This window comes from Archangium sp. (genome assembly GCF_036277355.1).
Classification (GTDB): Bacteria; Myxococcota; Myxococcia; order Myxococcales; family Myxococcaceae; genus Archangium.
This window is the reverse complement of sequence record NZ_DASUNC010000041.1, coordinates 59364-83664: the sequence shown is the minus strand read 5'-3', so window position 1 is coordinate 83664 and position 24301 is coordinate 59364. Positions and strand designations below refer to the sequence as shown.

Genomic DNA, 24301 nt, shown 5'->3' with positions numbered 1-24301 from the left:
CCATTTAATGACCCGAGGTCATCAACTGTCGCGGAGAGAGCACCGTGACGAGAGGGTGGGTCATGGGAATGCAGGAGCAGATGGTGGGCTACTTCGCGGCGGAGAAGGCGGAGAGCTGGCTGTTCATGCTCGCGGGGGTGGTGGCGGTGGGCGTGGCGGTGTGGCTGCTGGTGACGGGCCACACGTACCGGGGCATGGCGTACCCGCTCATCGCGGTGGGCCTCATCCAGCTGGTGGTGGGCGGCACGGTGGCCTTCCGCACCGACGCGCAGGTGGCGGCGCTCACGCAGCAGCTCGCCGCATCCCCCCTGGCCTTCCAGCGGGCGGAGGTACCGCGCATGGAGGTCGTGATGCGCAACTTCGAGCTCTACAAGCGGGTGGAGGTGGGCCTGGTGCTGGTGGGGGTGGGGCTCGCGTATGCGTTCCGCCGCAAGGAAGTGCTGTACGGGGTGGGCGTGGGGCTGGTGATGCAGGCGTCGCTGATGCTGGTGTTGGACCTGTTCGCGGAGAAGCGGGGAGACGACTACCTGGCGGCGGTCCGCGCCCTTCCCACCGTGAGTGAACCCGCGCCCGCCGGGGCGACGCCGGTGGCGGACGACAGCCCGCGTTGAACAGGCGCCGGGGCCCTTGCGCTACGCTGGGCCCGTGAATTCGCCTGTCACCGCTCCACGCCCCCAGACGTCCGGCCCGCGCATCCTCCTGGTGGATGACGACCCCGGCGTCCTCAAGGGCCTGCGGGGCCTGCTCTCCGACGAGGGCTTCTCCCCCGTGGAGGCCCGCTCCACCGCCGAGGCCGTGCGCCTGCTCGACGCCCCCGGCGAGCCTCCCGCGTTGATGGTGCTGGACCTGCGCATGCCCGGAGAGACGGGCCTGGAGCTGCTCGCGCGGCTGCCTCGTCCCCTGCCCCTCCCGGTGGTGGTGCTCTCCGGCGAGGCCTCCCCCGCCGAGGCCGTGCAGGCACTGAAGCTGGGGGCCACCGACTTCGTGGAGAAGCCGCCCTCGCCCGAGCGGTTGCTCACCGCGCTGCGCAACGCGTTGGCGCTGAGCGAGCTGCGCGAGGAGCAGCAGCGGCTGCGCGAGGAGCTGGCCCGGCCCGGGCACCTGGTGGGGGACAGCCCGGCCATGGAGTCCCTGCGCACGCTCATCGCCCGGGTGGGCCCGAGCGACACCGCCATCCTGATTACGGGCGAGACGGGCACGGGCAAGGAGCGCGTGGCGCGGGCGCTGCATCTGGTCTCCGGACGCAAGGGACGGCTGGTGGCGGTCAACTGCGCCGCCATCCCCTCCACCCTGCTGGAGAGCGAGCTGTTCGGCCACGAGCGCGGGGCCTTCTCGGGCGCCACGGCGCGGCGGCTCGGCCGTATCGAGCAGGCGCACGGCGGCACGCTGTTCCTCGACGAGCTGGGGGACATGCCACTGGAGCTGCAGGCGAAGCTGCTGCGCGTGCTGGAGACGAAGGAGGTGGAGCGGCTGGGCGGAGGAATGCCCATTCCGGTGAACGTGCGCATCCTGGCGGCCACACACCGGGACCTGGCGCTGGCGGTGCGGGAGGGGCGCTTCCGGCAGGACCTCTACTTCCGGCTCAACGTGCTGCCGCTCACGCTGCCGCCCCTGCGCGAGCGGCCCGAGGACATCCTCCCGCTGGCGCGCGCCTTCGCGGCGGAGCTGGCCAGGCCGAACGTGAAGCTGGAGCTGGCACCCGGGGCCGAGGAGGCCCTGCGCGCCTGGCCCTGGCCCGGCAACGTGCGCGAGCTGCGCAACTACATCGAGCGGCAGAACCTGCTGCGAGGCCAGGGACCGCTCACGCTGACGCCCGAGTCGCTCACGGGCGCGGCGGCGCTGACGGCGGCGGCCCCCGCGCGGCTGGTGCTCGGACAGAAGAGCTACCGCGAGCACGTGGACGACTTCGAGCGCACGCTCATCAAGGCGGCGCTGGAGGAGGGAGGCAGCATCGCCGGGGCGGCGCGCCTGCTCCAGGTGGACCGGGGCAACCTCCACCGCCGCATCAAGGCGCTCGGCATCCCCGCCACGTGAGGGGATGCCGGCGCCTCAGCGCTCGCGCAAGGCGCTCAACACCTCGCGGGCCACGGCCGCGGACGAGGCGGGGTTCTGCCCGGTGACCAGGCGCCCGTCACGCACCGCGAAGCTCTTCCACATGGGGCCGCGCTCGTAGTTGCCACCCAGCTCCTTCAGCCGCGTCTCCAGCGCGAAGGGCACCACCTTGTCGAGCTTCACCGCCGCCTCCTCCTCGTTGGAGAAGCCGGCCACCCGCCGTCCAGCCACCAGCGGCTTGCCGGCCTTGTCCTTCACCCCCACCAGCGCCGCGGGCCCGTGGCAGACCGCCGCCACCACCGCGCCCCGATCCCACTCCTTCCCCAGCATCTTGTGCAGCGGCGCATACGCGGCCAGGTCCCACATGACGCCGTGGCCACCCACCACGAAATAGGCGTCATAGGTGCCCTTCACCTGCTCGAGCGCGAGGGTGTTCTCCATCTTCTTCACCGCGGCCGGGTCCGCCAGGAAGGCGCGCACCACCTCCGACTGCTCCCCGAGGCTGCGCGGATCCGCCGGGGCCTTGCCTCCGAGCGGCGAGGCGATGTCCACCTGCGCTCCCGCCGTGGAGAACTCGGCGTAGGGCGCGGCGAGCTCTTCCATCCAGAAGCCGGTGCGCTCGCCGCTGGCGCCCATCTGCTCGTGGCTGGTGACAATCAACAGGATCTTCAACACCTTCACCGCGGTCATTGCGCCCATGCTCCTGGCTCCTCATGCGGGGCGGGGCCTTCCCGCCACCCGATGGACGGAGGAATAGCCCGGGGGCTGTGTTTAGAAACGCTCGGGTTTCTACGCATAATGTAGAGCCATGCTTGTCAATCACGAGGCGCTCTGGACGTTGCTGGAGGTGAGCCGGGCGGGGACCCACGCGGCGGCGGCGGCCCGGCTGGGGGTGACACCCTCGGCGGTGGGGCAGCAGCTCAAGGCGTTGGAGGGCCAGTTGGGGCTGACGCTCTTCGAGCGGGTGGGACGGCGCGCGCGGCTCACCACGGCCGGGGCGGTGTTGGTGGCGCGGCTGCGGGAGCACCTGCCCGCGGTGGAAGCCGCCGTCGAGGAAGCGAGGGCCGAGCAGACGGCGGTGCGCGGCGAGGTGAGGCTGGGTGGCCCGGCGCCCTTCTGCCGTGTCTGGCTGCGGCCGCGCCTGCCGCCGCTGTTCGCCCGCTACCCGGAGTTCACGCTCTCGGTGCGCTTCGAGGTGGCCTCGGTGCTGGTCCGCCGGCTGCTCGCCGGGGAGGTGGACCTGGCGGTGATCGGCGCCCCCGTCGATGAGGTGGCGCTGGAGTCACGCGCCATCGCCCAGGAGGAGTTCATCGCGGTGGCCTCGCCTCGCTACCTGGACGGGCGGGGAACGCCACGCACCGTGGCGGACTTCTCCGCGCAGCGCTACATCGCCTTCGACAAGGACCTGGCCATGCTGGCGCCCTGGTGGCGTACCGCCTTCGGGCCGCGCACCCCGCTGCCCCAGGGCGTGGTGTGCCATATCGCCAACCTGGATGAGATGCTGGCCCTGGCCGAGGCCGGGTGCGGCATCGCGGTGTTGCCCGACTACCTGGTGGAAGCCAGCCTGAGCGCCGGGCGGGTGTTGGCGCTCAGGCCGGAGCGGCGGCACGGCCCGCTGCGCCAGCCTCGAGCCACCCTGTGGCTGGCCTGGCGGCGTGCTTCGGCTCCGACCGCACGATTCCTCGCGGTGCGTGACTGGCTGCTGGGGGCCAGCCCGGCGGCGCGGCAGAGGCCCGGTTGAGACCGCCCGATGTCATCAGCACATCACCCCGCGACATCAGGATGTGGAGATGACATCCTCCGCGAGGTGCGGCCCCCTGTGGTTTCGCGCACTTGCAGCGCCCGCCGGCCTGGAACGCCTCATGCTCCTCCCGTCCCGCATGAACCGCATCGCACACCTTCTCTGCTTCCTGTCACTCGCGGCCAACGCCCAGGGCGTCGCCACGCCCCAGACGCCCGAGACCTCCGGCAAGGACGGCACGACGCCCCCGGCCGCCACCCAGGAGGCGCCCCCACCCCGGCCGCCAGAAGACCCCTGCCTGGCCGAGGCGGACGACGCGCCGGACTCCGAGGTGCTCGGCGCGCTGCGGCTGAGCGTCAACGGGGAGAACCGCGCGCTGGCGGACGTGAAGCTCGAGGGCCTCCAGCGCCTCTCCGAGCCCGTGGTGCGCGCACTGGCGCACGTTCCGGAGAAGGGCACGCTCTCCCCGGAGCAGGCGGCCCTCATCCTCGAGCGTCTCGCGAGCACGGGGCTGTTCTCGAAGGTGACGCCCACGGTTCGGCTCGCGGAGGGCGCGACGCCGGTGCTGGTGGTGGCCCTGGAGGAGCAGCCCCACGTGACGAGCGTGGACATCACCGGCCTGCAGAAGGACGAGCAGGAGGACGTACAGGACCAGCTGTTCCGCCTGCCGCCGTCCGCCTCCACGAACGATGAGGAGGAGGACGACGACGACGACGACGCGGAGACCCTCGTGCACATCGGAGCGGAGGGAATCCGGTGGCACGTGTCCTCCCGGAAGTGCCTGGCGCCGAACCCGCCGAAGGAGCTGCTGGCCTTCTTCGATGACGAGGGCCGGTTCCACCCGGGCTTCGTGTGGAAGGGGCTGCCCGAGGCGCTGGAGCGCGCACAGGACGAGCTCGAGGACGAGGGCTACCTGCTCGCGAGCCTCGACGCCACGCTGACACCGGAGGGGCAGCTGCGGCTGCGGGTGGACGAGGGCACGGTGGAGGCGGTGGAGGTGCGGGGCGTGGAGGAGGACGTGGCGGCGCGGGTGCGCGAGGTCATGGGCATCAAGCCCGGCGACGTCCTGCTGCGCAGCGATCTGCGCCGGGCGGAGGAGCGTCTGGAGCACGAGATGCCCTTCCTCAAGCTGCGGGACGTGGAGGCGCTGCCCAGGCCGGCCACGCGCTTCGAGGAGGTGCGCGAGGAGAACGGCGGGCGGCGCTACCGGCCGGTGGAGGAGACGCAGCGCGAGAAGAAGCGCAAGCACTGGGACGACGACGTGGAGCTGTCCTGGGAGGCATTGGCGGAGGGGTGGAAGCACGGCTCCGGGGACGAGGCCATCACCACCGTGGGCCGCCGCGTGGTGGTGCACGCGCGCCCGAGAGGCTCCAGCTTCGACGCGGAGCTCATCCCCATGCACACGCAGGTGACGGGCTTCGCGCCCGGCCTGTCGGGCTCGCTCAAGCTGTGGGACGTGCACAACCGGGCCCACGTGACGCTGGAGGGGGCACTGACCATCCCCCTGCGCTGGGGCGGCCAGCGCATCCCGGGCGATCCGGAGCAAACGGCCTTCCAGCGGCGGCTCAACTGGCTGGTGGGAGCGAAGGTGGAGGTGCCGGCGGTGCGGCTCGCCGAGGTGGGCGTCCAGCTGTATGACTTCACGGACACCAACGACCGGTGGCGGATGGGCGCCATCGACTCGTACATCTACTCCGCGCTGCTCAACCGCCCGGACGCGGAGTACTTCCGGCGCAAGGGCCTCACGGGCTTCGCCACCTGGCGCCTGTCGCCCCAGCTGCTCGTGGGGGCGGAGTACCGCCGGGACACGTATGACTCGCTGGTGAGCTTCTCGCCGCCCTTCTCGCTCTTCCGGCGCGACTCGGCGCCCTTCCCCAACCCGCTGGTGGACGAGGGACGGATGACGTCGGTGGTGGGCCGCATCGAGTACGCGAGCGACGCGAAGCGCTCCTCGCGCGGGGGCCCGCTCTTCCGCAACCCCGAGCTGTCCCAGGTGCGGCACGACTGGGGTTGGCCGGAGCGGACGGCGGTGCGCAACCTGCTGACGCTGGAGGTGGGCAGCCCGGCGCTGGGCGGTGGCGCGGAGTACCGCTTCTGGAAGCTGGTGAGCGACAACGTGCTGTACGTGAACACCGGCCACGATGACGGCCTGCGGCTGCGCGTGCGCGCGGCGGGCGGCGAGGACCTGCCCCTGCAGAAGCAGGAGGCCCTGGGCGGGTGGAGCGGGCTGCGCGGCTACGCCTTCAAGGAGTTCCGCGGGGACGCCTCGCTGCTGGCGAGCGCGGAGTACCGGTGGGACTTCATCGGGGTCTTCGCGGACATGGGCACGGTGCACACCCAGGAGCTGGGCTGGATGGATCCGAAGCTGGGCCTGGGCGCGCAGCTGTACTTCGGGGACTCGGTGCACCTGTCGGTGGCCTGGCGCACGGACGAGCGCGCGTCGCTCTCCCCCGAGGCGCGGCTGCTCTTCGTGCGGCCCTTCTGAGACACCATGCGGCCGACTGGCACGAGCAGAGGGAGGAGTTCCGGCGCGGCGCTGGTGGCCGCGTTGGGCCTGCTCGCGCCCGTGGCCCGGGGCGAGGAGCCGCCGAAGGTGACGTGCTCGGCGGCGCGGACGGGGCGGCGCGTGGTGGTGCGGCCCGAGGCGCTCGCGCTGGTGGCGCCCGAGCTGGAGCGGTTGATGCGGCTGGGGCTGGCGGGGCGGCTGGAGGTGGAGCTGACGCTGCTGCGGCGCCGGCCGCTGTGGTTCTCCGAGCGGATGGACGCGGCGAGGCTGACGCAGGTGCTGGCGTACTCGGCGAAGGAGGGCGGCTGGCTGCTGGACGGCAGGCCGCTGGCGGCGGGCGTGGGAACGCTGGAGCTGGAGCGGGTGGCGTGGACGCTGGAGGAGGAGCCGGAGGCCGGCGCGGCCCTCGAGGTGGAGGTGGGGGTGCGGCTGCAGGTGGTGACGGCGGCGAGCCTGGGCAAGATGGCGCAGTGGCTCACACAGGGGGAGAAGACGGAGGCGCAGCGCTCGGCGCTGACGCGGGGCCTGCTGCGCACCGTGGCCGAGGACCTCACGCGCCGCGCCGAGGGCCGCTGCTCCGTCCAGCGGCCCTGAGCGGTTCCTCTCCGGCGCCCCCGTGAGCGGGGGGATGGCTTTCACTGACTCCTGATGGAGTCGTACACGCGGTGGATGGCGCTCTCGTTGGTGGCGATATCGCCGATGGCCACCATGAAGAGGTTCTTCCTGCCACCTGTCACGAGGGTGAGATCCCAATCACACGCCTCACCCCCGCAGATGCCGATGCCCTCGGCATGAACCAGCGTCAGGCCGTGGCTCTGCTGGCTGACGGGCTGGTTGGTGAGCTGGGCATCCTGGATGCTGTCGCCCAGCTCCTGGCTGATGGCGTCGAGCAGATCCGCGGAGCTGTCGATATCCGTCACCAGGAAGATCATGGAGACCGTCCCGTTCAGATTGGTGGCGATGAGGGCGTCGCCGTCCTGTGAGTACGTCCACCCACGGGGCAGAACGAATTTCAGGCCGCTCTCCGGATGGATGATCTCCTCGGCCAGGGCGGGGGCGGCGAGCAGGCTCAGCGTGACGAGCAGCAGGACATGGGCTTTTCGCATGGGACTCTCCGCGTGGCTGTTTCCCCCTGTTGAATTGGAGACGGGGGGTTCCAGGGGAAAGAGGCCCCCCCGAAGAAGACGGGCGGCCCTGCGGGGGCTCAAGAGGCCTCCTCGGGCAGGGGAGTGCGGTGGTGGGAGCGCTCACATGCCTCGTATCTGCTCCGGGCCGTCTCCTCGCTCTCGTCGAAATAGGTGTGACGCAATTCGGAGGAGAGACAGTTCGTGCGGGCCTCCTGGAGCAGTTGCTGAATGGACTCGATGGAGACGGGCCAGTTTCTCGCGATTCCATCCACGGAACCGGTGAGGACCCGCGCCCCATCCGGGCTGAACGCGATGGCCGTGAGTGACGCCGTGGACCACTTCCACACCGTGAGGGGCCTGCCCTTCCCATCCGCCCGCCACACGCGCACCGTCCCGTCCAGGGAGGCCGTCACCACCCGCTTCCCATCCGGGCTGAACACGGCGGCCGCGGGCGGCTTCGTGTTCCCCCACCCCCTCGGCTCGCTCGCCCCGTCCCCGGAAGCAGCCATCTTCCGCTCCCCCTCGGGGCTGAACACGGCGGCCGAGACATCCGCCTCTCGAGCGTGCAACTCGATCGGCTTGCCCGACCCATCCGCGCGCCACACCCACGCCGTCCCGTCCAGGGAGGCCGCCACCACCCGCTCCCCCTTGGGGCTGAACGCGACGGACTGGAGTCCCCGGGTGGGCCCCGACAACTTCACCGGCTCGCCCGAGCCGTCCGCGCGCCACACCCACGCCGTCCCGTCATAGGAAGCCGCCACCACCCGCTCCCCGTTGGGACTGAACGCGGCGGCCGTGAGCGGCTTCGTGCGCCCGAAGACCAGCGGCTTGCCCCCTCCGCCCGCGAACGCGGTGGGCTCGATCGCCCACTCGTGCTCCTTCAACACCACCGGCGTGCCCGTCCCATCCGCGTTCCACACCCGCGCCGTCCCGTCCGAGGATGTCGTCACCACCCGCTCCCCCTTGGGGCTGAACGCGGCGGAGGTGACACCCGCCTCGTGCCCCTTCAACACCACCGGCTCGCCCGTCCCGTCCGCGCGCCACACCCGCGCCGTCCCGTCCTCGGAAGCCGTCACCACGTGCTGCCCGTCCGGGCTGAACGCGACAGACATCACCGGCCCCTCGTGCCCCTTCAACACCACCGGCTCGCCCGTCCCGTCCGCCCGCCACACCCGCGCCGTCCCATCCAGGGAAGCCGTTGCCACCCGCTGTCCGTCCGGGCTGAAGGCGACCGCCACGAGTGGCTCCTCGGGCCCGCGCAGCAGCACCGGCTCGCCCGTCCCGTCCACCTGCCATACCCGCGCCGTCCTGTCCGTGGAGGCCGTCATCACACGCTGTCCGTCCGAGCTGAACGCGACAGACCGCACCGGCCCCTCGTGCCCCGCCCACAGCACCGGCTCGCCCGTCCCGTCCACACGCCACACCCGCGCTGTCCCGTCCGAGGAGGCCGTCACCACGCGCTCCCCCTTCGGGCTGAACGCGGCGGCCGTGAGCGACTTCGTGTGCCCCTTCAACACCACCGGCTCGCCCGTCCCGTCCGCCCGCCACACGCGCACCGTCCCGTCGAAGGAAGCTGTCAACACCCGCTCCCCCTCCGGGCTGAACACGACGGCCGTGAGCGACTCCGTGTGCCCGCACAACACCACTGGCTTCCCAGTCCCGTCCGCCCGCCACACGCGCACCGTCCCGTTGAAGGAAGCCGTCACCACGCGCTCCCCCTTCGGGCTGAACGCGGCGGACTGGAGTGGCTCCTCCTGGCGTGGCGTCCCCTGGAGTGGACGCGCCGTGCATTGCTCCGCGAGCCCCTTCAACACCACCGTCATGCCCGTCCCGTCCGCGCGCCACACCCGCGCCGTCCCGTCCATGGAAGCCGTCACCACGCGCTGCCCGTCCGGGCTGAACGCGGCGGACGTGAGCGGCTTCGTGTGCCCCTTCAACGCCACCGGCACGCCCGTCCCGTCCGCGCGCCACACCCGCGCCGTCCCGTCCGAGGACGTCGTCACCACCCGATCCCCCGCCGGGCTGAACGTGGCGGAAGTGACACCCGCCTCGTGCCCCGTCAACGCCACCGGCACGTCCATCCCGTCCGCGCGCCACACCCGCGCCGTCCCGTCCGAGGAAGCCGTCACCACGTGCTGCCCGTCCGGGCTGAACGCGACAGACCTCACCGTCCCCTCGTGCACCTCCAACACCACCGGCTCGCCCGTCCCATCCGCGCGCCACACCCGCGCCGTCCCGTCCTCGGAGGCCGTCACCACGTGCTGCCCGTCCGGACTGATCGCCGCGGCCGTGATGAGCTCCCCAGCGGGAAGCACCCCGATGAGATGATTCGAGGCCAGCGCCTCGTTCGACAGCTCCACCCACCCCCGCACCTTCTTCGGATGTTTGATCTCCGAGAGCAGACTGATCGCCGTATCGGGCTGATCGCGCGCCACCCATTCCTGAGCGCCCGCCATCAGGGCTTGATCCAGGACCAGTCGCTTCAGTCCCAGGGTCCAGAGCAGCAGGGCGCCCATCAGCAGCGCCCCCGCGGAGGACACCGCCGTGACGAGGAGCAACCTGCGCCGGCTGGCCCGCTCCCGTTGCCGCCTGCGCGCCGCCTCCTCCCGCTTCAGCCGCTCGCGCTCGAGCGCCCGCTCCTCCCCCAGCCGCTTGCTCCGGAGCTCCAGCACCTTCCTGGCCAGCCAGTCGTGGCCCAGCTCGAAGTAGCGGCTCCCCCCGTGCGCCTCCGCCCTCAGCACCGCCGCGTCCTCCAGGCTCTTCAAGACCTTCTGCGCCTCCCCCGCCGGCAGCACCGCCCGCGCCTGCTCCTCCATCAGCAGCGTCCGCGTGCCGTCGCTCGCCACCAGGTACTCCTCCAGCAGCCTCCGCGCATCCGCCTTCAGCGGCCCCAACCCCTCCAGCGTCGCCTCCAGGTACCTGTGCACGATGGGCTCCGCATCCACCGGCCCCGCCACGCTTCCCTTCTCCGCCCGCTCCTCCCACAGCGCATGGCAGACGATCTGCGCGAACGCCGCCTGCACCTCCGCCTCGTCCGTCTCTGCCTGCCCCTTCTCCCGCACCTGGAGGATCAACCGGCGCACCTCGTCCTTCTCCCACGTCTGCTTCGGCACGCCCATGCCCGCCAGCTGACAGGCCACCCCCACCATCTCCCCCACCGTGAGCGGCCCCAGCCGGAAGCCCTGCTCCCACAGCACCTTCCGTCCCCTCGCCCTGTGCCGGAAGCGCCCCAGGTAGTCCTCCCGCAGCGCCAGCACCAGCTGCAGCCCCCGGACGGGCTTGTGCGCCAGCAGCTCCAGGCACTTCACCAGCTCGCCCAGCTCCTCCGCTTTCCTGTCCGGGAACAGCAGCTGCTCCAGTTGATCCAGGTAGAGGAGGACGGGCCGCTCCGAGGAGCGCTTCTCCCACCGGATGGCTTCCTCGATGGCCTCGGCGGGCGCCATCCCCGCGGGCACCTCTCCCAGCTCGAAGCGGGAGAACATCGCCTTCGCCAGCACTTCCAGCGGCGGCTCCTCCTTCAGCCAGGCATCCACGCGCACCGTGCGGAAGCGGTACTGCACCTCCAGCAGGGGCACCACCCCGGCCTGCATCAGCGACGACTTGCCCGACCCCGACGGGCCGAAGAGCAGGACACACGGGTGCATCAGGATGTTGTTGGCCAGCAGCCGCGTGCACTCCTCCCGGCCCAGGAAACGCTCGCGCTCCTGCTCCCGGTAGGGTTTGGGCCCCGGAAAGGGATTGATCCGCTCCGCTCCACTCATGGCGCCCTCGCCTCCTCGGACGTGCCGAGCGAGCCCACCAGCTCCGGAACACCCGAGCCGACGACCTGCACGCCCTCGCCCCCCTCTCCCCCCGGCAGGCCCTTGCCGCTCTCCCACAGGCGCCGCTCCTTCTTCGCCGCCTCGGGCTCGAGCAACACCACGCTTCCGAACGGCAGGGGCCTCCTCCCGAAGAGCCGGTGGAGCAACATGCGGTGGTGCCAGGACAGCAGCGACATGCCCAGCAGCAGGACGGGCTGGTTGTACAGCTCGCCCCCGATGAAGCTGGTGAGCTCGGGAGGACGCAGCTCATTCAGCTCATGGATGCCCAGCAGGTAGTGGTCCTCGGTGATGAGGGGCTGGCCGGAGTCCCGCTCCGGCAGGAAGCCGCTGTAGAGCCGGAGCACCATGAGCTCCCGCTGCCTGTCGCGCTCCCTGGGCAGATCTGCGATCTGCTCCCAGCCCTCCGCGCCCGCCGCGCGCCGCATCATGGTCGCCGGCGCGTCCGAGCGTGCGCCAGGCGCCGGCGGCTGGATGGCATAGAGCGTGAGCTCCGGCCGCTGCTCGGCCAGGACGAGCTCCAGCATGGGGAAGCGCAGCAGGGTGATGTGGACCCCGGGCACGAGCCGCCGCGCCAAGGACACGAGCAGGGGCGAGGCCGGCTGGACGCTCTTGAACACGTTCTGGAACCGCCAGAGCAGCCGCTCCTCCGACCAATGCAGCACATACCGCTCGGTGAGGGCGCTCAGCGGCAACCAGCGGAGCGCGTCGCCATCCTCTCCCTCCTTCGCGAGCTCCTCGCACAGGTGCTGGCGGAAGTCCCCCTCCAGCACCAGACGCTCGTCCTTCCACTGGTCCCCCAGCAGCAGGGTGAAGGGCCCCTCCAGCAGCCGCTGCAGGGCTGGCGAGGGCGGTGCCACGTCCACGGCCGCCCCCGGGGAGAGGGGCCGCGGAGGGGAGACCCTCCGGCCCTCGAAATCGAACAGCACGGAGTCGTGCCCGCGCAGGTAGAGCACCGGCGAGAAGGCCTCGGCGCTGCACTGGAACTCGCCCAACACCGCCCGCCGGGCATCGTTGAGGGCGAGCGCCACGTCTCCCCGCCGTTTGGCTTTGCCGGTGAGCTCCCGGTAGAAGGTCGCCGAGGACGTGCGCGCCACGTCCGTCTTGACCGGCCAGAGATGGGCGACGACCGCATCCGCGCCGGCCCGGGCGAGCAGCTCCGCCGCGCTGGCCAGCGCCCCGGGATTCGCGCCTTCACACGCCTCGAGGACCATCAGCAGCAGGTGATGGCGCAACCGCTCCTGGAGTTGCTGGGCCAACAGCTCCACGCGAATCCAGCACGGCTCGCCGCGGTCGTCCTCCCCCAGGAACAGGGTGGGAATGCCCTTCTCGAGGCCGCCATGGCCGATGAAATGGATGACGTGAGGGAAGGGCTCGCACGCCAGGCGGTCGGACAGGGAGCGCCACCCGGCGCGGGAATCGGTGAGGGGCTCGAGCCACTCGATCTCCCCTGTCGAGATGCGCTCGGCGAGCGCCTGCTTCAGCGTCGTGAGGGCCGCGGGGCCCGAGGGGGCGATGGGCAGGACGCGGATGGCACCGGACACCTCGAGCACCTTGAAGGGATCCGTCGAGTGCACGCCCCGCGTCGGGAGCACGTCCGGCGAGTTGCCCAGGAAGCCCATGGTCGTCCCGGGCTCGCAGATCGCCTCCCAGGGAACGGCCTGGAGCGAGGGCTCGTGGAGCATCAGCCGGAGCAGGACCTGGCCGCTCCCCGCCGCTTCGTGGAGTTGAGCCCACACCGTCTGGATCTTCCCGCGGAAGAGGGCCTGGTGGAGGGCATGGGCCCGCTCGAGCAGGGCCCCTTCGAGCGGCTTGCACCCCTGGGCGGCCTTGCCCACGTCGGCCGAGAACCGTTCCAGCGACTCGAGCGTGAAGTCGGGACCGAGGGAGATGGGTTCGGTCTGCTCATCCCGGCTCCCGCCCTGGACACGCACCTGCACCTCGGCCCCGGCGCGCCGGAGCTCGAGCTCCACCCATTCCTTGGACGATTTCCAGGCTGACACCACGCCACCCCCTTGTTCCGGCGCTGTGCACCGCGCGGCGCGAGCACGCCAGAGCCACCCTCAAGTTAGGAAGGGCGCGCGAGGACGAGGAGCGCCCCTGTCGCTCCGATTGGGAGGGCTGCCGTGGCGTCGCTTCTCCGAACGGACCCTGTCCTGCCCGGCCTCGTGGGCGTCCTGGGCTGGAGCCGCTCATGACGCTCGGAGAGCCCCTCCCGGAGCCGCTGCGCCTCACGACTCCACTGGCCCACTCAGGAATCCCTATCGTGCTTCCACGGCGGCCTGGAACTCCACCGGCTTCTTGCGGATGCCGAGGCTGAGCGGCACGGCCAGCAGGGCGACGACCGTGGCCACCAGGTAGACGTCGTTGATGCCTTCCACGAACGAGAACAGCTCGATGTGACGGCGCTCCGTCATCCCCTGCCGCACGAGCACCTCCGCCTCCCCCTTGATCTCCGCGAGCATCTCGGACCGCCGCCGCTCGATCGGCTCGTAGTGCCGGCGCACGATGGCCACCACGAGCTCCTCCTTGGTGCCGAAGTGGTAGCCCACCGCGAAGTTGTTGGACTGGCCCGCCGCCTCGCTCACCTGGCGGTTGGAGACCGCCTCCACCCCGTGCTCCGCGAACAACCGCTCCGCCGTGACGAGCAGCAGCTCGCGCGTCTCGCTGCTCCGGTCGGACTTGCCCGAGCTCAATGCAGAGGCCCGCCCGAGGAGCGGACGGCCGGGGCCGGGGGACAGGAGCGGACGGCTCAGGGCGAGAACGAGGCGCAGACGCGCACGCCGATGGCGGCATCCCGCGCCGTCGGATCTCCCTCGGAGATCTGCGCGACGTAGGCACCGAAGGAGTTGTAGTACCAGGCGCCGCCCCGGAGGACGACGCGGCCGAACTCCCCGGTCGGCGAGCGGGTGAGCTCGAAGGCGTTGCCGGCCATGTCCTCCAGTCCGAAGGGGCTCACCGAGGCCGGGTGCGAGCCCACCATGTCGGGCCCGAAGGCCGTGGGCAGCCGGCCATAGGTCTCGTCGATGTTGGCGTCGTCGGGCTGCAGCTGCTCGCCATGGGGGTAGCGGCGGCCATCGGCACCTCGGGCCGCGTACTCCCACTCGTTCTGACTGCACAGGCGCGCGCCCGGCAGACGCCCCGTGTGGTCGAGCCAGAAGAAGAACTGGACCAGGTCCTCGGAGGAGACGCCGGACAGGGGGAACTGGCGCCAGTCGGCGGTGTCGCGCAGGGTGCGCGCCGGATAGCGGAACGTCTCCCCCTCCTTCGCCGAGAAGACGTCCTCGCGCGAGCGGTAGAAGGAGAAGATCCACCCGGTACCGGGTTGCCACCGCAGCGTGACGGCCCCGGTGCTGCTGAAGCGCGGCTGCTCGAGCAGCCGTCTGGCGGGCGCGTCCGCGGGCAGGGTGTCGAGGTAGGCCAGCCAGTCGCCGAACGTCACCTCCCGCCTGCCAATCAGGAAGCCCTCGTTGAGACACACCCGGTGGAGCGGCGCGCTGAGCATGAAGAGCCGCACCTCCTCCGGATCCGCGCTGCCCAGCAGGAAGCAGCCCGGCGGGATGTAGACGTAGCCGGCGGGCACCGCGGTGGGGAGCACGAGGCGGACCTGCTCGCGGGCGCCATGCTCGAGGAGCAGCGGCAGTCTCACCGGCACGCGGCCCGGGTGCGTGACGTGGAGGAGATAGGAGCCCTCGGGCAGGCGCAGCCGGGAGAGGGGGGTGGGCCCCAGGGGACCCATATTCGGAACGGGCTGGCGGTGCCGCGTTCCCTGAAGATTGATGTAGCGCTCGAGCTCGACACGTGCGCCGGGAGGTTCCGTCACCAGCTCCAGCTCGGCCGGAGCATGGAGCCGTTGCCTCCACTGCGCGCCCTCCTTCGCGGTGTCGGTCACCTGCTCCAGGTGGTGGGCCCAGGCGTCGCGCTCGCGTTGCTGGTGGAAGCGCTCGGCGAGGAGGAACCGGGCATAGGTGACCTCCGCGATGAGCCGGCGCGTCTCCACGTGGCCGCGGTCGCGATCCAGCGACTTCTCCAGGAGCTGGCTCGCGCGGGCATACTCCGCGTTGGCCTGCTCCCTCAGGACGAGCGCCTCGCTCCATCGCCGCTCGGCGGCCCGCCTGCGGTCCTGGGGGCTCGGCAGGGTGCCCGGACCAATGGTCGAGGAGGGCCGGCCGTCGAACAACGCCAGCGCCTCCTCCCGGCGCACGCTGGCGCGCAGGGCGAGCGCACGGCCCGTGGCGAGCGCCTCCCGCACCGAGCCGGCCTGGGCGGCCACGAAGCGCGCGTCCTCGAGGTAGCGCTGCAGGCGAAGAGCGCCAGAGGAGACGGCGGCGGTGACGGCCAGGACGAGCACGACGAGCCAACGGCCCCACCGCTGGCGTGTCACGGCGCGGCGGGAGGCCACGAGGAAGGCCCGCTCGCGGGGCCCCAGCGAGGAGGGCTCGAGCGGACGCGCCTCATCGAGCTGACGCTCGCCCCACAGGGCCTCGCGGGCGCGCAACAGGCGCTCCCACTCGGCGCTCGCCGTCTCGAGCCGCTTGCGCACCGCGCGATGGCCGGTGTCGTCGTCGAGCCAGCCCCGCAGCGTCCCCCAGCTCTCGATGAGCGAGTCGTGGGCGATCTCACAGCGCGCCTGGCCTCCCGTGGTGCGCGTGTGCAGGAGGCGGCCCTCGACGAGCGCGCGCAGGGCGGCACCGGTGGCCCCATCCGAGCTCTCGACGAGCTCCTCCTCGGCGCGCTCGATGCGCGTCCCCTCCCCTGTCACCAGTTGGAGCAGCAGGCGCCGCGCCGCCTCGCGCTCGTGGGGGCTCAGGCGCGCGAGCACCCCATCCGCGTGCCGCGACAGCGCTCCGGCCACGCCGCCCATCTCCTCGAGCGCCGCCCGGGTGATGCGGCCCTGGGCCGGGTGGCGCCGCTCCCACAGCTCGGCGAGCGCGAACTGGAGCAGCGGAAGGCTGCCCACGCCGCGCGCCGTGGACTCGACGAGCGTCTGGATGAGCTCCGCGGACTCGAAGACCACACCCCGGCCACGCGCGGGGCCGACGATGGCCTCCCGTACCCCTTCGGGCGGCATGGGACGGAGGATGTAGAGCGCCCGCTCGGCCACGTCGCCCAGGCCGGGCAACGCGCACAGCCGCGTCAGGAAGTCGCCCCGCACCGTCAACAGCACGCGCACTCGCTGCGACGGCAGGGCGAGCTCGCCGAGGAGCCGGGCGAAGTGCGCCGCCTGCACCGGCTCGGAGAGGGTGAGGAGCTCCTCGAGCTGGTCCACGAAGAGCAGCAGCCCCCGCCCCTCCTGGTGCAGCTCGCGCAGCGCCTGTCCGAGCCAGCCCGGGGTGTCCGCGAGCGCGGTGACGAGCTCCGCCTCCTTCCGGCCCAGGACGGGTGCGAGCGCGGCGGCCAGGGCCTCCAGCGGGCGGAGCCCGGGCCACAGCGTGAGCCGCTCATGGGCCTCGCCCAGCATCCCCGCCTCCACCCGGGGCAGCACGCCGGCACGGCACAGCGAGGACTTGCCGGCCCCCGAGTCCCCCGCGACGAGGACGAGCGGCTGGTGGCGCAGGCGCTCGAGCACGGCGCGAATGTCCGCGTCCCGTCCGAAGAAGAGCGCCCGGTGCTCGGCCTCGAAGGGCTCGAGGCCGCGATAGGGATTGCTGGCCGCCAGGGGCGCGGGGGTGATGCTCTGCTCGAGCCTTTCGAGGGCTTCACGGAGCGCCTCGGCCGAGGCGAAGCGCTCGAGCGGCTCGGGCGCCAGACACCGCGCGATGAGGAGGGCGAAGTCCGGATCGATCTCCGGCCTTCCCTCCCGCGCGGCCTCCACCTCCGCCACCTGGAGCGGGCCCCGTGGCAGCTCGCCCGTCCACAGCTCGTGGAGCACGAGGCCCAGGGCATAGAGGTCGCTTCGAGGAGACGCCGGAGCCCCCGCCAACAGCTCGGGCGCCAGATAGGGCCGCGTGCCCACGAGGTGATTGCTGGACGGCGAAGAGGCCTCGCCCGGCTCGAAGCGCTCGGACAGACCGAAGTCGAGCAGCTTCACCTCGCCCGCTTCGGTGAGGAGGGCGTTGGAGGGCTTGAGGTCGCGGTGGAGCACGCCCTGGCGGTGTGCCGCCGCGAGCCCCCGCGCCAGACCCACGCCGAGCGACAGGACCCGGCGCCAGGGCATGGGCACGGGCAGCTCCGCGAGGCTCTGGCCCATGACGTACTCGGAGACGATGTACGGGTGACCCCTTACTTCACCGACGCGGAACACCGTGGCGACGTTCGGGTGCTGCAACCGGGCGAGCGCACGGGCCTCGGTCTCGAAGTACGCACGGACGCGGGGCTCGGGCTGGCGGGAGGCGATGAACTTCACCGCCACGCGCCGGTCCAGCGAGGTGTCGTGTGCCAGGTAGACGACACCCATGCCGCCACGGCCGAGCACGCGCTCGAGACGGAACTCGTCGAACACCTCGGGCGGCGTCCACGATGGACCTGGCTCCTCCACACCGGCGCCGCCCGGTCCGGAGCTCTCCGGGACACCCGGCATCTCCCCCAGGCCCCCGCGCGACATGGAGACGAGGAGCGCCCGGCAGGTACCGCACCCGGCGGCGTGCCGATGGGCACGGGCCAGCGCCTCGTCGGACAGACGGCCATCGAGGAGATCCACCAGGAGCTCGTCCGTCAGGCAATCGGATGCACCCGACCCATTGTCGTTGGGAGTGAATGGATGCATGGCGTCGAAAGAATCAGGCTCTTTCACTGACAGAGAAGTGCGCCCGGGCGCCCGTTGCTGGCCTGACGGAGCGCATGGTACAGCAATCCCAATGGCGCAAGGGTCTGTGTTGGCGGCGACGTTTCTCGCGCATGTGAAGGTGCGCTTCCTTCCTCCTGCGGATCCCCTCGCATTCGAAGGCCTGCTGCTCCAGCACTGGGAGAGCGCCCGCGCGAAGTGGCCAACGGTCGCCCTGTCCGCCGAGCCCTTCGTGACGCACCTCGCCGAACGGCTGCCCGAGGCACGGCCCCCCAGTCCCGTCGAGCCACTCCTCGAGCAACTCTCCCTGGCGGAGCTGTACCTCGCGTGTGCGTGCACGCGAGGGATGGCCTCCGCCCTCGAGCTCTTCGATCGTCACTACCTCTCGAAGCTGCCGGGGCTGCTCCGGGGGCACAAGCTGCCCACCGCGACGCTCGACGACGTGTGCCAGCAGGTGCGCGTGAAGCTCCTGGTCCCCACGCCCGAGGGGGGCCCGAAGATCTCGGAGTACACGGGCCGGGGCGCCCTGTTGAGCTGGGTGCGTGTCACCGGCGTGCGCGCCGCCATCAAGCATCAGCTCGGCGAGAAGCCCGCTCCCGAGGAGGACTCGGGTGACATCGACCTCCCGACGGAAGACAACACGGAGCTGGAGCTCATCAAACGGCGTCACCAGGTCGAATTCCGCCAGGCCGTGCGCGAGGCCTTCGCCACGCTCTCGGACGAGGATCGCCACCGGCTCCGCCTCTACTTCGTCGATCAGCTGTCGATGTATGAGCTGGCCGCGCTCTTCCGCGTCAATCAATCGACGATCTCCCGCTGGTTGAAGACGACACGGCAGACCATCTACGAGGAGACGCAGCGCCGTCTGGAGAAGCGGCTGGGCCTCTCCCACCGTGACTTCAAGAGCTTCCTGGCCACCCTCGAGAGCCGGATGCACATGAGCCAGTTGTTGAGTGAGGAGACGAAGCAGGAGGACGGAGAGCCCCGCTCCTGAGGCGTCCTACGGGCCATAGGACTGGTTGCGCAGCAGCGCGGCCCCGGGGCTCACGTCCGTGCGCCGCACCGTGCACCGGTCTCCCTCGCCCAGCTCGAGCGCCTCGTCCGTCTGGAAGCGGTGGGGGCACTCCTGGAGGATCGTCTCCATCGCGCGGCCGTCACGCGTCCGGGCCAGGCAGGTGGCGCCATCCGTTGCCCACGCCGCCTCGAAGGACGCCCGCGAGAGCTCCCATCCCGCCGAGGACTCGGTCGTCCGCGCGAGCACGCCGAGCCGATCATAGATGTCGAGGGGAGTGTCCTCGTGCGTGTGGCTGCGGCCATTGCCGCAGTAGTCCGCGCGGGCCATGCGCGTGCAGGCCTGGTGGAGGGGGGCCAGGGATTGCCCATCGCGGCTCGCCCAGGGCTTGTAGCCCCAGCCGATGCACTTGGTGATGGCGCCGTTCTCACAGGCGAAGGTGAACCTGCCGGGCGTTGGATGGTGGGCGCCGCTCTCGTCCCAGACGCCGCCCACCGCGAGCGCGCGGGGATCCGGCACACGAGCCAGCGCGACGCAGGGGTTCTCCCACTCCTGGGCCACCGCGTTCCAGGCCTCGATGCGGTACCAGACCATTCCGGGATCCTCGGCGGAAGGCTCCGCGCCGCAGATGGCCACCTCCACCGGCTTGCCGTCGCTCGCCGTCCCCTGGAGCACGGCGCCGACGACGCCCTTGCCCGTGGAGGGCGCCACCAGGTGCCCGCCCTCGAGCGTCAAGGCCTTGCCCTGCGCCTCCGCCAGCAGCACGGGCGTGAGGCTGGCCGAGACGAGCACGCTGCTGCGCTCGGGGGCCATCTTCTCGGTGTCCCAGCTCCGCCGGGTGCCCCACAGCATCGTCCCCTGGGGCTTCACGGTGCGCTGGCGCGTCTGGGACTGGCAGCGCCGCGCGTAGCGCTCGGCCTCGGAGGGGGCCACGCTCGCGGACCCGGTGGATTCGGCGTGCGCCAGCACGGGGAGCTGAAGACACAGCCAGGCCAACAGATACTTCTTCATCGCGGTCATGACCTTCTCTCCTTGGGCATTCACTCCGGTGGGCGCGAACCGCTGCCCCGCATCCGAGGAGAGACGGTGACCTGGAGAATCATGCAGGAAATCCGCGGACCCCTTCTCGGACCGCGCTCGCGGCTCGGGAGCGTGTGAGACGCAATGCCACAGAGTGCCGTCAGGAGACGTAGGCGCCGGAGCCGTAGGCCGTCGCGAGCAGGAGGAGCAGCGCCGCGCTGACGGCGAGCAGACTCCAGCGCAACCGGGGGCGCTCGCGCAGCAACACCGCGAGCGTGAGGAAGAGCGGGAAGGCGGCGAGCAGGTAGCGGCCCATGCCCATGAAGTCCTTGCTGGAGAGGGCGGGCAGTCCCACAATGGCCAGGGTATAGGCGCCATAGCCCCAGCCCAACCGGCGCGCGGTGGGCCACACCAGGGCGAGCGCTCCCAGGGTGATGGCGGCATGCCCCACCAGCCGCAGCCCGTCCGCGAGCTCCATCTGCCGGGAGAAGCCCTGGAACCAGTGCACCTTGAGCCAGGTGCGCCAGCCCGGCGTTTGATCCCACCCCGGAGCGGACTGCGCCTTGACGAAGGCGAAGGGCTCTCCGAAGGCGCGCCAGAGGTAGAGCATGTAGAGGACGAAACCCAGTCCGGCCAGCAGCGTCAGCGCGTCCCTGGCCTCCCAGCGCAGGCCGCGCTCGTGCTTCCACTCCAGCCGGCGCACCACCAGCCCGAACACCAACGCGGGTGCCACCGGACGCGCGGCGGTGGCCACGGCCGCGAGCAACACGGCGGACAGCAACTGTCCCCGCTCCAGCAGGAAGAACGCGCCCACCACCAGCAGGAGAAAGAGGGCGTCCGCGTACATCGCTCCGTAGAGGTAGTAGGCGAAGGGGTAGAGGGCGAGCAGCAGTCCCGCGTCGCGCGCCGCGTCATCTCCGGCCCGGAGGCTGGCCCAGCGGGTGAAGAGCACCAGGGCGAGCAGACCGCAGAGGGCGGCGAGCACCACGCCCGCGAGGAAGGGGTCCACGCCGAGCAGCCCGAGCCCCCGAATGGCGAGGGGGTATGCGGGGAAGAAGGCCACGGGGCTCATCCGGCCCGGGGAGTAGAAGTAGCCGTCGGTGGCGATGTCGGCGTACCACCCGCTGTCGAAGCGCACCCAGCCCCGCAGCGTGGGGGCATCGGGCCAGGCGCGTTGCGCGGGACTGTAGGCTTCGGGAGAGGAGCGGGCCGCGAGCGTCACCAGGACGGTGCAGAGCACGAATGCACCGAGTGCCACGAGGAGGACGGTGCGGGAGGCGGAGCGGAGCATGGGTCCCCTGGGGATTCGTCCAGAAACCCTCCGGGGTCAAGTCAGCTCAGCGTGACGGCCGCGGCCGTTTCAACTCAAGCTTTTCTCCGCCATGACGAGGCCGTCCGCATCCGTGAACGCATGCCGCAGATTATCATCCCGGAGGATCGAGCATTGGAGGCAGCCATGTGCCGGAGCATCAAGACGCTGTTCAACTTCGAGCCGCCCGCCACGGAGGAGGAGATCCGAGCGGCTGCCTTGCAGTTCGTGCGCAAGCTGAGCGGCTTCAACAAACCGTCCCAGGCCAACGAAGCGGCCTTCACGCAAGCCGTGGAGGACGTCACGGCCGCCGCCCGCGTGCTGCTCGACTCGCTGTCCACCACGGCCCAACCCCGGGACCGCGAGGTCGAGGCCCACAAGGCGCGCGAACGCTCGCGCCTGCGCTTCAAGCCACGGCCGGCGCGCGGAGCGAGCTGACCAGGAAGCACTCCCCGGACTTCCCGCTCGCCTCCTGGAGCGGACCCTGGAAAGACTCGGGGACATGTCCCGACTCATGCTCCACCACTACCCGCGTTCTCCCTTCGCCGAGAAGATCCGCACCGTCCTCGGCTTCAAGGGCCTGCAGTGGACCTCCGTCTTCATTCCCCCGATCATGCCCAAGCCGGACGTGATCGCGCTGACGGGCGGCTACCGCAAGACCCCGCTCCTGCAGATCGGCGCGGACATCTACTGCGATACGGCGTTGATCGCCGACGTGCTGGAGCGGCTCGCGCCCACGCCGACGCTGTACCCCGCGGAATCGGCGGGGCTGGCGCGCACCCAGGCGCAGTGGGCGGACTCCACGCTGTTCTGGACCGCGATTCCCTACACCTTTCAGCCGGCGGGCCTGAAGGCCATGTTCGAGGGCATGCCACCCGAGCAGGCCAAGGCCTTCCTCGCCGACCGCGCCGCCTTCCGCGCCAATCTGCCCCCCATGGCGCCTCCGGAAGCCACCGGGGCGATGCGGCTGTACCTCGAGCAACTCGAGACCCAGCTCGGGGACGGCCGGCGCTGGATGCTCGGCGCTTCCGCGAGCATCGCCGACTTCTCCGTCTACCATCCGCTCTGGTTCATCCGCCGGGCCGGTCCCGTCGCCAGCATCCTCGATTCCCACCCGCGCCTGGCCGCCTGGATGGAGCGCATGCAGGCCATCGGTCACGGCACCTGGGACAAGCTGGAGAGCGGTGAGGCCGTCGCGCTCGCCGCCGCCAGCAAGCCGCTGCCCACCGAGGAGGAGCCCTTCCTCGACCTGCACGGACTCGCGCGCGGCACACGCGTGACGGTCGCCCCCACCGACTACGGCATCGACCCGGTGGAAGGCGAGCTCGTGCTGTCGCGCCCCAACGAGCTCGCCATCCGGCGCGTGGATGCGCGCGCGGGCGAGGTCGTCGTGCACTTCCCCCGGCTCGGCTTCCAGGTCCGCAAGGTGGAGTAGGCCCCGAGGGCTCGCCCTCCGGCGGGTCCTCGTCCCACCGCATGTTGACAGCGGCCACATCCGATGTTTACATGAGAAACATCAAAGCGGACGAACCGCTGGAGGAGCCATGGACGGCGAGCTGATCCTGAAGGTGTTGAACGTCCCGGTGCTGCTGGGCTGGGCCTCGATGCTCCTGGCCCCCCGGGCCCGCTTCACGCGGTGGGTGTTGGAGAGCGACGTGATTCCCCTGGTGATTGGCGTCGTCTACCTGACGCTGGTGGCGCCGCACCTGCCGGGGCTGCTCGGCCAGTTCGACACGCTGGAGCACATCGGCGCCGCCCTCCAGCGCCCCGGCATGCTGCTGGCCGGGTGGATCCACTACCTCGCGTTCGACTTCCTGGTGGGCCGGGTCGTGCTGGCGGACGCCCAGCGCCGCGGCATCCCCCACCTGCTCGTCGCGCCCTGCCTCCTGATGACCTTCATGCTCGGTCCCACCGGATACCTCGCCTACGCGGCCGTCCGCCTCTTCACCCGGCGTTTCCTGCCGGCCATCGCCTCGCTGCCCCAGCCGGCCGCTCCCCTGGCCACCGAAGGAGTCCGCTGATGTCCGCCTCCACCTCCGCCCTGTCCATGCGCTCGCTCTGGAACCGTGCCTGGGCGCTCTCTCCTCCCCTCGCCGTCTCCACCGTGGCCATGGTGCTCGGGACCGTGCTCACCACGCTCGGGCTCTTCCTGGATCCCCGGCAGCTGGTGGGCGAGCCCCTCTGGCTCAAGCCGACGAAGTTCTACGTGTCGTTGGCCGCGTACAACGCCACCGTGCTGTACTTCTTCTCCTTCCTCTCCGAGCAGCGGCGGCTCGTGCGCATCTCGGGGAACATCCTCGCCGCGACCAGCATCCTGGAGATCATCGCCATCACGCTCCAGGCGGCGCGCGGGGTCCGCAGCCACTTCAACGTGGGCACGCCGTTCGACGCCGCCGTCTTCAGCACGATGGGCATCGCCATCACGGTGCTGTGGGTGACGATGATGGTGCTCGCGGTCGCGCTGCTGCGCACGCGGATGGCGGATCGCCCGCTCGCGGCGGCGCTGCGCATCGGCTTCATCGCGGCGGTGATCGGCACGGGGCTCGGGTACTTCATGACGAACCCGAACGCGGCGCAGCTCGAGGCCGTGAAGGCCGGGCAGCGGATGGTGGAAGCGGGCTCGCACACCTTCGGCGCGAAGGACGGCGGCCCGGGCCTGCCCCTGGTCGGCTGGAGCACCGTGGCCGGCGACATGCGGCCGGCGCACTTCCTCGGGCTGCACGCCATGCAGGTGCTGCCCATCCTCGCGGCGCTGCTCGCGCGCCGGCGGCACCGCTCCGAGGCGCAGCGCCTGGCCGCCGTCCGGGCCACGGGCATCGCCTACACGGGGGTGATGCTGGTGCTCGCGATGCAGGCGCTCCGGGGCCTGCCCATCGTCCACTGGGACGCGGTGGGGCTCTCGGCCCTGGCGCTGGTGCTCACGAGCGCCCTGGCCACCGCCGCCGCCACGCTGCGGCACCCGCGCGTCTCCGCCGCCGCGGCCTGACACCGG

Annotated in this window: 18 protein-coding genes; 10 read left to right on the top strand and 8 right to left on the bottom strand. The window is 71.4% G+C overall.

Features of this window, described 5'->3' with window-relative positions; genetic code table 11:
* Nucleotides 1-62 precede the first annotated feature (62 nt).
* Nucleotides 63-611 carry a hypothetical protein gene (locus VFZ09_RS10375; protein ID WP_329727359.1) on the top strand — a complete coding sequence of 183 codons (549 nt, stop codon included), beginning with the start codon at nt 63-65 and terminating at the stop codon, nt 609-611.
* 34 nt (nt 612-645) lie between these two features.
* Entirely contained in the window at nt 646-2034 is a 1389-nt protein-coding gene (locus VFZ09_RS10370) for a sigma-54 dependent transcriptional regulator (RefSeq protein WP_329727358.1), read from the top strand.
* A gap of 15 nt (nt 2035-2049) precedes the next feature.
* Here VFZ09_RS10370 and VFZ09_RS10365 read toward each other — a convergent pair whose 3' ends face one another.
* On the bottom strand, nt 2050-2751 hold the full coding sequence (locus tag VFZ09_RS10365) for a type 1 glutamine amidotransferase domain-containing protein (protein WP_329727357.1): 702 nt from the start codon (nt 2749-2751) through the stop codon (nt 2050-2052).
* Between the two features lie 109 nt (nt 2752-2860).
* Here VFZ09_RS10365 and VFZ09_RS10360 point away from each other — a divergent pair, with 109 nt between their 5' ends.
* From VFZ09_RS10360 to VFZ09_RS10350, 3 genes are all read left to right on the top strand, one after another.
* Nucleotides 2861-3793 (top strand): LysR family transcriptional regulator, encoded by a 933-nt coding sequence (locus VFZ09_RS10360; RefSeq protein WP_329727356.1) that lies wholly within the window; start codon nt 2861-2863, stop codon nt 3791-3793.
* A 121-nt stretch (nt 3794-3914) separates the two neighbouring features.
* The gene (locus tag VFZ09_RS10355) at nt 3915-6278 is read left to right on the top strand and encodes a hypothetical protein (RefSeq protein WP_329727355.1); all 2364 of its coding nucleotides are present in this window, start codon (nt 3915-3917) and stop codon (nt 6276-6278) included.
* 6 nt (nt 6279-6284) lie between these two features.
* A complete protein-coding gene (locus VFZ09_RS10350; protein ID WP_329727354.1) occupies nt 6285-6893 on the top strand; it encodes a hypothetical protein in 609 nt (202 codons plus the stop codon).
* Between the two features lie 41 nt (nt 6894-6934).
* Here VFZ09_RS10350 and VFZ09_RS10345 read toward each other — a convergent pair whose 3' ends face one another.
* The 5 genes from VFZ09_RS10345 to VFZ09_RS10325 form a co-directional block, all read right to left on the bottom strand.
* Nucleotides 6935-7405 (bottom strand): hypothetical protein, encoded by a 471-nt coding sequence (locus tag VFZ09_RS10345; RefSeq protein ID WP_329727353.1) that lies wholly within the window; start codon nt 7403-7405, stop codon nt 6935-6937.
* Nucleotides 7406-7503: 98 nt separating this feature from the next.
* A complete protein-coding gene (locus VFZ09_RS10340) occupies nt 7504-11187 on the bottom strand; it encodes a hypothetical protein (protein WP_329727352.1) in 3684 nt (1227 codons plus the stop codon).
* Nucleotides 11184-13247, bottom strand: a complete 2064-nt coding sequence (locus VFZ09_RS10335; RefSeq protein ID WP_329727351.1) for a CHAT domain-containing protein — start codon at nt 13245-13247, stop codon at nt 11184-11186. Before VFZ09_RS10335 ends, VFZ09_RS10340 begins: the two co-directional genes overlap by 4 nt.
* A gap of 258 nt (nt 13248-13505) precedes the next feature.
* Nucleotides 13506-13940, bottom strand: coding sequence for a helix-turn-helix domain-containing protein (locus VFZ09_RS10330; RefSeq protein ID WP_329727350.1), 435 nt, complete (start codon nt 13938-13940; stop codon nt 13506-13508).
* A gap of 56 nt (nt 13941-13996) precedes the next feature.
* The gene (locus VFZ09_RS10325; protein ID WP_329727349.1) at nt 13997-17884 is read right to left on the bottom strand and encodes a bifunctional serine/threonine-protein kinase/formylglycine-generating enzyme family protein; all 3888 of its coding nucleotides are present in this window, start codon (nt 17882-17884) and stop codon (nt 13997-13999) included.
* Between the two features lie 172 nt (nt 17885-18056).
* On the opposite strand from VFZ09_RS10325, the gene VFZ09_RS10320 reads away from it, so the two are divergent.
* Nucleotides 18057-18962 carry a sigma-70 family RNA polymerase sigma factor gene (locus VFZ09_RS10320; RefSeq protein ID WP_329727379.1) on the top strand — a complete coding sequence of 302 codons (906 nt, stop codon included), beginning with the start codon at nt 18057-18059 and terminating at the stop codon, nt 18960-18962.
* Nucleotides 18963-18968: 6 nt separating this feature from the next.
* On the opposite strand, the gene VFZ09_RS10315 is transcribed toward VFZ09_RS10320, so the two are convergent.
* Entirely contained in the window at nt 18969-20000 is a 1032-nt protein-coding gene (locus tag VFZ09_RS10315) for an ADYC domain-containing protein (protein WP_329727348.1), read from the bottom strand.
* A gap of 160 nt (nt 20001-20160) precedes the next feature.
* Nucleotides 20161-21291, bottom strand: a complete 1131-nt coding sequence (locus VFZ09_RS10310) for a mannosyltransferase family protein (protein ID WP_329727347.1) — start codon at nt 21289-21291, stop codon at nt 20161-20163.
* Nucleotides 21292-21456: 165 nt separating this feature from the next.
* Between VFZ09_RS10310 and VFZ09_RS10305 the strand changes: the two genes are divergently transcribed.
* The 4 genes from VFZ09_RS10305 (at nt 21457) to VFZ09_RS10290 (ending at nt 24295) form a co-directional block, all read left to right on the top strand.
* Nucleotides 21457-21747, top strand: a complete 291-nt coding sequence (locus tag VFZ09_RS10305) for a DUF2277 domain-containing protein (protein ID WP_329727346.1) — start codon at nt 21457-21459, stop codon at nt 21745-21747.
* Between the two features lie 64 nt (nt 21748-21811).
* Entirely contained in the window at nt 21812-22744 is a 933-nt protein-coding gene (locus VFZ09_RS10300; protein ID WP_329727345.1) for a glutathione S-transferase family protein, read from the top strand.
* 109 nt (nt 22745-22853) lie between these two features.
* On the top strand, nt 22854-23330 hold the full coding sequence (locus tag VFZ09_RS10295) for an ABA4-like family protein (RefSeq protein WP_329727344.1): 477 nt from the start codon (nt 22854-22856) through the stop codon (nt 23328-23330).
* The gene (locus VFZ09_RS10290) at nt 23330-24295 is read left to right on the top strand and encodes a hypothetical protein (RefSeq protein ID WP_329727343.1); all 966 of its coding nucleotides are present in this window, start codon (nt 23330-23332) and stop codon (nt 24293-24295) included. Before VFZ09_RS10295 ends, VFZ09_RS10290 begins: the two co-directional genes overlap by 1 nt.
* Nucleotides 24296-24301: the final 6 nt, after the last annotated feature.

Coding starts and splice junctions, on each gene's coding strand:
- VFZ09_RS10340 (WP_329727352.1), bottom strand. CDS start 11,187: ATGAGTGGAGCGGAGCGGATCAATCCCTTTCCGGGGCCCAAACCCTAC.
- VFZ09_RS10300 (WP_329727345.1), top strand. CDS start 21,812: ATGTCCCGACTCATGCTCCACCACTACCCGCGTTCTCCCTTCGCCGAG.
- VFZ09_RS10375 (WP_329727359.1), top strand. CDS start 63: ATGGGAATGCAGGAGCAGATGGTGGGCTACTTCGCGGCGGAGAAGGCG.
- VFZ09_RS10305 (WP_329727346.1), top strand. CDS start 21,457: ATGTGCCGGAGCATCAAGACGCTGTTCAACTTCGAGCCGCCCGCCACG.
- VFZ09_RS10365 (WP_329727357.1), bottom strand. CDS start 2,751: ATGGGCGCAATGACCGCGGTGAAGGTGTTGAAGATCCTGTTGATTGTC.
- VFZ09_RS10290 (WP_329727343.1), top strand. CDS start 23,330: ATGTCCGCCTCCACCTCCGCCCTGTCCATGCGCTCGCTCTGGAACCGT.
- VFZ09_RS10350 (WP_329727354.1), top strand. CDS start 6,285: ATGCGGCCGACTGGCACGAGCAGAGGGAGGAGTTCCGGCGCGGCGCTG.
- VFZ09_RS10315 (WP_329727348.1), bottom strand. CDS start 20,000: ATGACCGCGATGAAGAAGTATCTGTTGGCCTGGCTGTGTCTTCAGCTC.
- VFZ09_RS10295 (WP_329727344.1), top strand. CDS start 22,854: ATGGACGGCGAGCTGATCCTGAAGGTGTTGAACGTCCCGGTGCTGCTG.
- VFZ09_RS10360 (WP_329727356.1), top strand. CDS start 2,861: ATGCTTGTCAATCACGAGGCGCTCTGGACGTTGCTGGAGGTGAGCCGG.
- VFZ09_RS10345 (WP_329727353.1), bottom strand. CDS start 7,405: ATGCGAAAAGCCCATGTCCTGCTGCTCGTCACGCTGAGCCTGCTCGCC.
- VFZ09_RS10355 (WP_329727355.1), top strand. CDS start 3,915: ATGCTCCTCCCGTCCCGCATGAACCGCATCGCACACCTTCTCTGCTTC.
- VFZ09_RS10310 (WP_329727347.1), bottom strand. CDS start 21,291: ATGCTCCGCTCCGCCTCCCGCACCGTCCTCCTCGTGGCACTCGGTGCA.